Raw genomic sequence first — 10,538 nt, forward strand, 5'->3', positions numbered from 1 at the left:
GGCCGGGGCGACTAGCGGGCCGTACTTTCGGCGGCGACAGGTGCGATCGCGGTGCGGACGGCTTCGGCGAGCGTGGCGGTCCGCCGATCGGTGAACACGTCCTCGAGCATCACCTCGAGCCCGTCGGGACCGGTCAGCGGCACCCGCCAGTTCGGGTATTCGTCGGTGGTGCCGGGCTGATTCTGGGTCCGGCGGTCACCGACGGCGTCGGTCAGCGCCACGCCCAGCAGCCGCGACGGCGTGCGGCCCAGGTAGCGGTAGAGCGCCAACACGACCTGCTCGGGGTCGTCGTCGCCGTCCTCGAGCAACCCGACCCGGCGCAGCTCGGCCATCCACGCCGCCAACTCGGTCCGGTCGGACTCGAGCTCCTCGTCGACTGGCCGGGTCAGCAGCCCCAACGAATCACGCAGGCGTACATGGTCGCCCGCCAGATAACCGGCGGTCGGAGGCAGATCGTGGGTGGTGACCGAGGACAGGCAGTACTCGCGCCACCGCTCGGCGGGCAGGGGGCCGCCGTTGCCGTCGCGATCCAGCTCGAACCACAGGATCGAGGTGCCCAGCAAGCCCCGCAGTAGTAGATAGTCGCGCACCCACGGCTCGACCGTGCCGAGATCCTCACCCACGACGACCGCGCCCGCCCGATGCGCTTCCAGCGCGACGATGCCGATCATGGCTTCGTGGTCGTAACGGACGTAGGTGCCTTCGGTCGGTGAGGCGCCGCGCGGGATCCACCACAGCCGGAACAACCCGATGATGTGGTCGATGCGCACCCCACCGGCATGCCGCAACACCGCGCGGATCAGCGCGCGAAACGGCCGGTATTCGTGCTCCTCCAACCGGTCCGGTCGCCACGGCGGCTGGGACCAGTCCTGGCCGAGCTGGTTGAACTCGTCCGGCGGCGCGCCCGCGGTCACCCCCAGCGCCATCACGTCCTGCAGCGCCCAGGCGTCGGCGCCATTGGGATGCACGCCGACGGCCAGGTCATGCATGATGCCCAGCGACATTCCCGCCCGGGTCGCCTGTGATTGCGCCGCGGCAAGCTGCTCGTCGAGTTGCCATTGCAGCCAGCGATGGAAATCGACTGCGTCCGACTCCTTTTCGACGAATCGCGCGACCCCGGGCGCGTCCGGGTGCTGCAGCGCCTCGGGCCAGGAATGCCAGTCATCGCCGTGCTTTTCGGCCAGCGCGCACCAGGTGGCGAAGTCGTCCAGCGCGCGGCCCTCCCGATCACGGAATGCGGCGTAGGACAGCTCCCGGCCCGCCGAGCGCGGTTCTCGGTGCAGCAGCTGCAACGCGGCACGCTTCGCCGCCCACGCGCTGTCCCGGTCGATGGCGTCGACGCGACTGGCGCGCTGCTGCACTTCTGAACGCAGCCGGCGCACCCGGCTGCGTTTGGTCAGGTTGGCGAATTCGGGGATCGCCTCGACGTGAAGATAAATCGGATTGACGAAACGCCGCGACGTCGGCAGATACGGTGACGGCTCCATCGGCTTGGTCGGGGCCGCCGCGTGCAGGGGATTGACCAGCAGATAATCGGCGCCGTGACGAGACGCCGACCACACCGCGAGGTCGGTCAGATCGGTCAGATCGCCGACACCCCACGACTGCCGCGACCGCACGCTGTAGAGCTGAGCGGCCAGGCCCCACGCGCGGCGGGCGCCGAGTTGCTCTGGCAGCCCGAGCCAGTCCGGCGTCACGATCAGCGCGGTGCTGGTCTCGGAGTCACCGGAGCGCAGGTGCACCCGGTGATAGCCCAGCGGCAGATCGGAGGGCAGCATAAAGCTGGCCTCACCTACCCAGCGCCCGTCCAGGTCGAACGGCGGGGTGAAGTTGTCGACCTGTTCGACACTGTCGCGCACCGTGCCGTCTTCGAGCTGCAGCCACACCTCGGCGGGGTCGCCGTGGGTGACGTGCGCCCAGAACCGGATCTGCTCGCCGGTACGTCCGACGATGGTCGCCGGCAGCCGGCGCGCCCAGTGCGACCGCAGCTTCGCGGTGAGTGCCACGTTGCGCTCCTGCTCGTTGGCGGCCGCGACGCCGAGAGCACCCAGTACCGCCTTCAAAGTGGCCTCGGAAACCCGCACCCGTCGGCCAGCCCAGTCCTCGTAGTCCGTCGCGATGCCGTATCGGCGGGCGAGTTCGATCAGCGACGGCGCGAGTTCACTCATACCGCCATCTTGCTGTCAGGATTCGTGGCACGGCGACTCGGACCCGGCTTTCGTTGGCGCATTGTTTGCTGGACGGTGGCCTGCCATTCATGAGTTTCTCTTCCCGGCAATGGCTTCGCCCGCTCGACAGGACGGCATCGCCCGCGGCCACTACGATGTGCTCAGGAGATCGAGAGAATCCGGTCGGTGAGGTTCGTGGGGGAAAGAAGCTGCCAGCTCAGTGGCGTCTGCCGGTGCCGTTTTCAGTGGCGGTTCCGGCGCGATGAACCCGGCCCGATTCGGATGCATATAGAGATGTAGAAGTTAATGCGCTTTGGCGCCGCGTGGCGAGGTCCGTGCAGGTGCCTTACCGTTATCGATGTAATTCGCGCGATGGACCGTATCCAAGCGTTCGAGCAGACCGGATGGTGAATTAAGTGGCGGAAGAGAGTCGCGGGCAGCGCGGGTCGGGGTACGGCCTTGGGTTGTCGACGCGGACCCAGGTAACCGGCTACCAGTTCCTTGCGCGCCGGACCGCGATGGCACTGACCCGATGGCGCGTCCGCATGGAGGTCGAGCCGGGTCGCCGCCAGAATCTGGCCATCGTCGCATCAATATCCGCCGCGCTGGTGATGTGCCTGGGCGCACTGCTCTACTCGTTCCTCAGCCCGGCGGGCCAGGTCGGGGATTCGCCGATCATCGCCGACCGCGACTCGGGCGCGCTGTACGTCCGCGTGGGCGACAAGTTGTACCCGGCCCTGAACTTGGCTTCGGCGCGGCTGATCACCGGTCGTCCGGACAACCCGCACCTGGTCAAGTCCAACCAGATCGCCAACCTGGCGCGCGGCCCGATGGTGGGCATCCCAGGTGCACCGTCCAGCTTCCATCCCACCAGTCCGACGACGTCGTCGTGGTTGGTCTGCGACACCGTGGCGAACTCGACCAGTTCTGGCGCGCCGTCGGGTGTCACGGTGACGGTGATCGACGGCACTCCCGATCTGAGCAACCACCGGCGGGTGCTGACCGGGTCGGACGCGGTGGTGCTGAGCTACGGCGGGGACCCCTGGGTGATCCGGGATGGGCGCCGCTCACGTATTGACGCGGCGAACCGATCGGTGCTGCTGCCGCTGGGGCTGACCCCGGAGCAGGTCAGCACGGCGAAGCCGATGAGCCGCGCCCTGTACGACGCGTTGCCGGTGGGTCCCGAACTCACCGTGCCGCAGATTCAGAATGCGGGCGCCGGGGCGTCATTCCCGAACGCGCCCGGTCCGATCGGCACGGTGATCGTCACCCCGCAAATCAGTGGGCCGCAACAATATTCGTTGGTGTTGGCCGACGGTGTGCAGACATTGCCGCCGTTGGTGGCCCAAATCCTGCAAAATGCCGGACCGGGCAACACCAAACCGGTGACCGTGGAACCGTCCGCGTTGGCCAAGATGCCGGTGGTCAACAAGCTGGATTTGTCCTCCTACCCGGATGCCCCGCTGAATGTGATGGATATCCGTGAGAATCCGTCGACCTGCTGGTGGTGGCAGAAGACCTCCGGTGAAAACCGGGCCCGTGTTCAGGTCATCTCGGGTGCCACCATTCCGGTCGACCAGAAGGACGCCCACAGGGTGGTGTCGCTGGTGAAAGCCGACACCACCGGCCGTGAAGCCGATCAGGTCTTCTTCGGGCCTGACTATTCAAACTTTGTGGCCGTCACCGGAAACGATCCCGGTGCCAAGACGACCGAATCGCTGTGGTGGCTTACCGATGCGGGTGCCCGGTTCGGGGTCGACGACACGCGTGAAGTACGAGAAGCGTTGGGCTTGAAGACGAAACCGGGCTTGGCGCCGTGGGTGGCGCTGCGGCTGCTACCGCAAGGGCCGACGTTGTCGCGAGCGGATGCGCTGGTGGAGCACGACACGCTACCGATGGATATGTCCCCAGGAGAGTTGGCGGTACCGAAGTGAAACGTGGATTTGCCCGGCCGACGCCGGAAAAGCCTCCGGTAATCAAACCGGAGAACATCGTCCTTCCGACGCCGTTGAGCATCCCGCCACCGGAAGGCAAGCCCTGGTGGTTGATCGTGGTCGGCGTCGTGGTGGTCGGCCTGCTGATCGGTATGGTCGGCATGACCTTCGCCAGCGGTTCACACGTGTTCGGCGGCGCCGGCTCGATTTTCCCGATTTTCATGATCGGTGGCGTCGCAATGATGATGTTCGGCGGCCGATTCGGCGGCCAGCAGCAGATGAGCCGGCCCAAGTTGGACTCGATGCGCGCCCAGTTCATGTTGATGCTGGACATGCTGCGCGAGACCGCCCACGAGTCGGCCGACAGCATGGACGCCAACTACCGGTGGTTCCACCCGGCGCCCACCACGCTGGCTGCCGCGGTGGGGTCGTCGCGGATGTGGGAACGCAAGCCCGACGGTAAAGATCTGAACTTCGGCGTGGTCCGTGTCGGTGTCGGTATGACACGTCCCGAGGTGACCTGGGGTGAGCCCCAGAACATGCCCACCGACATCGAACTCGAGCCGGTAACCGGTAAGGCACTTCAGGAATTCGGCCGCTATCAAAGCGTGGTCTACAACCTGCCCAAGATGATCTCGCTGCTGGTCGAGCCGTGGTACTCGCTGGCCGGAGACCGCGAGCAGGCGCTGGGACTGATGCGGGCCATCATCTGCCAGTTGGCGTTCTCGCACGGGCCCGACCACGTGCGCATGATCGTGGTCAGTTCGGACCTGGACGAATGGGACTGGGTGAAGTGGCTGCCGCACTTCGGCGATCCGCGCCGCCAGGACGCGGCGGGCAACGCCCGGATGGTCTACAGCTCGGTGCGCGAATTCGCCGCCGAGCAGGGCGAATTGTTCGCCGGCCGTGGCTCGTTCACGCCCCGGCACGCCAGCTCGTCGGCCCAGACCCCCACACCTCACACCGTGATCATCGCCGATGTCGTTGACCCGCAATGGGAGTACGTGATCAGCGGCGAGGGCGTCGACGGGGTGACGTTCTTCGACCTCACCGGCTCTTCGATGTGGAGCGCGGTCCCGGAGCGCACCCTGCGGTTCGACGAGAAGGGTGTGATCGAGGCGCTGCCCCGCGACCGCGACACCTGGATGGTCATCGACGAGAAGCCCTGGTTCTTCGCCCTCACCGACCACATCAGCATTGCTGAGGCAGAAGAGTTCTCGCAGAAGCTGGCACGCTGGCGGCTCGCCGAGGCATACGAAGAGATCGGCCAGCGGGTGGCGCACATCGGCGCCCGAGACATCTTGTCCTACTACGGAATTGATGATCCGGGCCACATCGACTTCGAGTCGCTGTGGGGCAGCCGCAATGACTCGATGGGCCGGTCGCGACTGCGGGCACCGTTCGGTGTTCGTTCCGACAACGGTGAGCTGCTGTTCTTGGACATGAAGTCGTTGGACGAAGGCGGCGACGGTCCACACGGCGTCATGTCCGGTACGACCGGTTCGGGTAAGTCGACCCTGGTGCGAACCGTCATCGAATCGCTGATGCTCAGCCATCCGCCGGAGGAGCTGCAGTTCGTGTTGGCCGACCTCAAGGGTGGGTCGGCGGTCAAGCCGTTCGCCGGTGTCCCGCACGTCTCCCGAATCATCACCGATCTGGAAGAAGACCAGGCGTTGATGGAGCGCTTCCTGGACGCCCTGTGGGGTGAGATCGCCCGCCGCAAGGCGATCTGCGACAGCGCCGGCGTCGACGACGCCAAGGAGTACAACTCGGTGCGCAACCGCATGCGGGCCCGTGGCCAGGACATGCCACCCCTGCCGATGCTGGTCGTCGTCATCGACGAGTTCTACGAGTGGTTCCGCATCATGCCGACCGCGGTCGACGTCCTCGACTCGATCGGCCGGCAGGGTCGCGCCTACTGGATCCACCTGATGATGGCCTCGCAGACCATCGAAAGCCGCGCCGAAAAGCTGATGGAGAACATGGGTTACCGGTTGGTGCTGAAAGCGCGCACCGCCGGTGCCGCGCAGGCGGCCGGCGTGCCGAACGCGGTCAACCTGCCTGCCCAGGCCGGTCTCGGGTACTTCCGTCGCAGCCTGGAAGACATCACCCGATTCCAAGCCGAATTCCTTTGGCGGGACTACTTCCCGCGCGGCCTCACCGACGACGGAGACGAAGCGCCGACGTTGGTGCACAGCATCGACTACGTGCGTCCGCAACTGTTCACCAACTCGTTCACCCCGCTGGAAGTCAGCGTCGGGGGGCCCGAGGTCACCGCCCCTGCCATCACCGTCGACGGCGACGCGCTTCCGATCGAGGCGGCCGAGGAGGACGACGCAGAGGGAATCAGGACCCCCAAGGTCGGAACGGTGATCATCGACCAGCTGCGCAAGATCGATTTCCAGCCCTATCGGCTGTGGCAGCCACCGTTGAACCAGCCCGTCGCCATCGACGAGTTGGTGAACCGGTTCCTCGGTCATCCCTGGCAGGAGAACTACGGCACCGCCCGGAATCTGATCTTCCCGATCGGGATCATCGACCGTCCCTTCAAGCACGACCAGCCGCCGTGGACGGTCGACACGTCGGGACCCGGTGCCAACGTGCTGATCCTGGGTGCCGGTGGCTCGGGCAAGACCACCGCGCTGCAGACCCTGATCTGTTCGGCGGCGCTGACCCACACGCCCGAGCAGATCCAGTTCTACTGCCTGGCCTACAGCAGCACCGCGCTGACCACGGTCGCCCGGCTGCCGCACGTCGGTGAGGTGGCCGGTCCGACCGATCCCTACGGGGTGCGCCGCACGGTGGCCGAACTACTGGCCCTGGTGCGGGAGCGCAAGCGCAGCTTCCTGGAGTACGGCATCGCCTCGATGGACGTGTTCCGGCAGCGGAAGTTCGGCGGTGAGCCCGGCCCGGTCCCCAACGACGGGTTCGGCGACGTCTACCTGGTGGTCGACAACTACCGGGCGCTCGCCGAAGAGAACGAGGTGCTGATCGAGCAGGTGAACGTGATCATCAACCAGGGCCCCTCGTTCGGGGTGCACGTGGTGGTCACCGCCGATCGCGAATCCGAACTGCGGCCACCGGTGCGCAGCGGTTTCGGCTCCCGTGTCGAGTTGCGACTGGCCGCCGTCGAAGACGCCAAGCTGGTGCGTTCCCGGTTCGCCAAGGACGTTCCGGTCAAGCCCGGTCGCGGCATGGTCGCGGTCAACTACGTCCGCCTGGACGCCGACCCGCAATCCGGTCTGCACACGTTGGTGGCGCGGCCCGCGCTGGCCAGCACGCCCGACAACCGGTTCGAGTCCAACAGCATCGTCGAAGCGGTCAGCCGGATCACGAGCGGGCAGGCCCCGCCGGTGCGCCGGTTGCCGGCGACGTTCGGGTTGGACCAGCTTCGCCAGCTTGCCGCACAAGACACCCGCCAGGGCGTCGGTGCGGGCGGAATCGCTTGGGCCATCTCGGAATTGGATTTGTCGCCGGTGTATCTCAACTTCGCCGAGAACGCGCACTTGATGGTGACGGGTCGTCGCGAATGTGGGCGCACCACGACGCTGGCCACCATCATGTCCGAGATCGGGCGGTTGTACGCGCCGGGTGCGACCAGCGCTCCCACCCCGCCGCCGGGGCAGCCCTCGGCTCAGGTGTGGCTGGTGGACCCGCGCCGTCAGTTGCTGACCACGCTCGGCTCCGACTACGTGGAGAAATTCGCCTACAACCTCGACGGTGTGCAGGCGATGATGGGCGAACTGGCCGCCGTATTGGCCGGCCGCGAGCCGCCGCCCGGTCTGTCCGCCGAGGAGCTGCTGTCGCGCAACTGGTGGAGCGGCCCGGAGATCTTCTTGATCGTCGACGACATCCAGCAGCTGCCGGCAGGCTTCGACTCGCCGCTGCACAAGGCCGCGCCGTGGGTGACCCGGGCCGCCGATGTCGGCCTGCACGTGATCGTCACGCGCACGTTCGGTGGTTGGTCTTCGGCCGGCAGCGACCCGATGTTGCGGGCGCTGGCCCAGGCGAATGCGCCGCTGCTGGTGATGGACGCCGACCCGGACGAGGGATTCATCCGCGGCAAGATGAAGGGCGGTCCGCTGCCCCGTGGCCGAGGCCTGCTGATGGCCGAGGACACCGGCGTGTTCGTTCAGGTTGCCGCGACCGAATTTCGCAAGTAGGACTCACAAAGGACTACAGCCGCTGCGCTGAGGCTGACCGGGTAGGTTCAGCCCCAGTGCAGCGGTAATTCCTTGAGCGCGAAACTCTTTGACGGGTAATTGATCACCGGGGAGTAGTCCTCGGGCAGTTCGAAATCCGGGATCTGGTTGAGCCATTCCGCGACGATCACCGTCAGTTCGATGCGCGCCAGGTGAGACCCCAGGCAGCGGTGTGGGCCACCGCCAAACCCCCAGTGCCGATGGACTTTTCCGTCCATGTTGAGCTCGTTGGTGGACATCGCGTCATGGTCGTCACGGTTGACCGCGGCCATGCACAGCCGCACGGATGTGCCCGGCGGCAGCGTCATGCCGCCGACCTCGACGAACTCGGTGGTGATCCGCGGTGCCACCGGCGCCGACGGTTCAAGCCGGACGATCTCTTCGATGAAAACCCTGATCTGCTTTGGGTTGTCGCGCAGCTCTTTGCGCAGCTGCGGTCTGCGTGCCAATTCGAACAGTGAAAATCCGATGGCCGCCGTCACCGTGTCCAGCCCGGCCAGGATCAACAGGTGACTCATACCCAGGAGTTCGAGATCGGTGAAATCACCCTTGCTGGTCATCACTCGCGACAGCATGTCAGAGCCTGGATTTTTCCGGCGCTGCGCGATGACGTCGACCAGATACGCCATCAACTGCTCGAACTTCTCTATGTCGCTCTGGGTGACGAAGGGCTTTTCGCCGACGACGGCGTCCTTCCAATCGATGAGACGGTCACGGTCCTCGAGCGGCAGACCGTAGAGGTCCATGAACACCTGGAAGGGGTACAGGTACGCGAAGTCGGCCATCACTTCGCACTTGCCCCGGCCGGCCAGCGTCGCGATCATCTCACTGGCGTGGTGCTGCAGCACCGGGCGCGACTTACTCAGCGCGTGCGGGCTGAAATACGGCTGCAGAATTTGGCGGTAGCGGGTGTGTTGCGGCGGATCAAAAGCCAGCGGCAGCACCGGCAATGGGTGGCCGGGAGGTTGAAGAATCGTCGATGAGAACACCTTGGTGTTGCGCAGTGCGGCCAGCACGTCCTCGCGGCGAGTTATGTAGTAGTGCCCGTTCATGAACACCACCGGTCCGGCGTCGCGCAGCGTCTTCCAGCCGAGGCCCCGGTCAACGGTCATCGGTAGCGTGGCGAAATCAAGCCGGGGTAGGTAGAACGAGCCTTGTTGGCTTTCGCTCATGCGCTTCGGTCTCCGGTTGTCTGTCTTCGGTGAATAACCCCGCCGCGGTTGCAGGTCAGTCGGACTCTGGCCATAGCAACTCGGGACGGCACATCAATATTGCATGCGCGGCAAAGGAACCCGGATCCGCCTGCCCGAGCTAATCCGCGATTTCCGGTGCCCGGAATTGTTGGCGCACACCTTCGACACTTTACCGACCGACTAACCTGGGTATCGAACCGTGAAATGCAAACCCGTTGGATTGCGGGGACGTCTACGGCCATACCTGGACGCCTAGGGAGGAAATCTCGTGAGGGTTCGTCTGGAACAGTCGAAATGTGTGGGCCACGCTCAGTGCTTTGCCGTCGATCCGGATCTCTTTCCCATCGACGAGTCCGGCTATTCGATTCTCCAGGAGCATGAAGTCAGGCCCGAAGACGAGGAATCTACTCGTGACGGCGTCGCCTCCTGCCCCGAAATGGCGTTGATTCTCGAAGAAGACTGACCGCGCGCACCGGCCGGAGTCGACCTGCGTCTCACCGTCATTAGGCAAACGATTGATGAACAATCCGTTGCCTTTTGTGAACTCCCGCCGACCGGGAATGAACAGTGGCTGGCTATTGATGAACAGGTGGCTTTGGGGTGTCGGTGTTTGCCGCATCACGAACTAATCTCAGTGCCGGGCGGCAGTTCGGGTACACGCGAGCTGTCGCTCGGTTGCTGATAAACGGGGGATTAGCCGAGGCAGAAGGTGCATGTTTGTCCTGACCGAATGTCCGAGAAGTGTGGTGCCAGACCACCTTTGCGGGCACAGCCAGTCGGTCAGTATGCATCGTCCGGCCCAGCTGATGGGGTTGCGGGCGGAAGGCATCGCGCAGTGACCCCCTCCGTTTCGGCGGCCGACAGGTGGCGTCGTTTACAGAGTCGTGACCACGCCCACCACTGATTCCTATGTGACAGCCGAGATCCACTGCGATCACGGCCGACTGAGGAGGACACGGTGTTTGACTTCGGGGCGTTTCCGCCGGAGTTCAATTCCGGTCGCATGTATGCGGGTCCGGGGTCGGGGTCGATGATGGCCGC

At 65.3% G+C, this 10,538-nt stretch carries 6 protein-coding genes; 4 read left to right on the plus strand and 2 right to left on the minus strand.

What is annotated here, in order from left to right:
• Positions 1-11 precede the first annotated feature (11 nt).
• Positions 12-2,168 (minus strand): 4-alpha-glucanotransferase, encoded by a 2,157-nt coding sequence (gene malQ, locus A5625_RS20330; protein ID WP_066998090.1) that lies wholly within the window; start codon positions 2,166-2,168, stop codon positions 12-14.
• 416 nt (positions 2,169-2,584) lie between these two features.
• On the opposite strand from malQ, the gene eccB reads away from it, so the two are divergent.
• Both eccB and eccCa read left to right on the plus strand, forming a co-directional pair.
• The gene (eccB, locus tag A5625_RS20335) at positions 2,585-4,102 is read left to right on the plus strand and encodes a type VII secretion protein EccB (protein ID WP_066998093.1); all 1,518 of its coding nucleotides are present in this window, start codon (positions 2,585-2,587) and stop codon (positions 4,100-4,102) included.
• Positions 4,099-8,265 (plus strand): type VII secretion protein EccCa, encoded by a 4,167-nt coding sequence (gene eccCa, locus A5625_RS20340; protein WP_066998096.1) that lies wholly within the window; start codon positions 4,099-4,101, stop codon positions 8,263-8,265. The genes eccB and eccCa overlap by 4 nt, the downstream gene beginning before the upstream one ends.
• Before the next feature lie 47 nt (positions 8,266-8,312).
• Here the strand turns inward: eccCa and A5625_RS20345 are convergent, their stop codons facing one another.
• Positions 8,313-9,476: a cytochrome P450 gene (locus A5625_RS20345; RefSeq protein WP_066998099.1), complete on the minus strand. Its 1,164-nt coding sequence runs from the start codon at positions 9,474-9,476 to the stop codon at positions 8,313-8,315.
• A gap of 289 nt (positions 9,477-9,765) precedes the next feature.
• Between A5625_RS20345 and A5625_RS28560 the strand changes: the two genes are divergently transcribed.
• Both A5625_RS28560 and A5625_RS29255 read left to right on the plus strand, forming a co-directional pair.
• Positions 9,766-9,960, plus strand: coding sequence for a ferredoxin (locus A5625_RS28560; protein WP_082984483.1), 195 nt, complete (start codon positions 9,766-9,768; stop codon positions 9,958-9,960).
• 495 nt (positions 9,961-10,455) lie between these two features.
• Positions 10,456-10,538, plus strand: an 83-nt coding sequence (locus tag A5625_RS29255; RefSeq protein ID WP_156748397.1) for a PPE domain-containing protein, incomplete at its 3' end; no start/stop codon positions are given.

The organism is Mycobacterium sp. 1465703.0 (assembly GCF_001672975.1).
GTDB lineage: Bacteria > Actinomycetota > Actinomycetes > Mycobacteriales > Mycobacteriaceae > Mycobacterium.

Excerpts from the sequence above, each read along its gene's own strand:
- malQ (WP_066998090.1), bottom strand. The coding sequence starts at position 2,168 with ATGAGTGAACTCGCGCCGTCGCTGATCGAACTCGCCCGCCGATACGGC.
- A5625_RS20345 (WP_066998099.1), bottom strand. The coding sequence starts at position 9,476 with ATGAGCGAAAGCCAACAAGGCTCGTTCTACCTACCCCGGCTTGATTTC.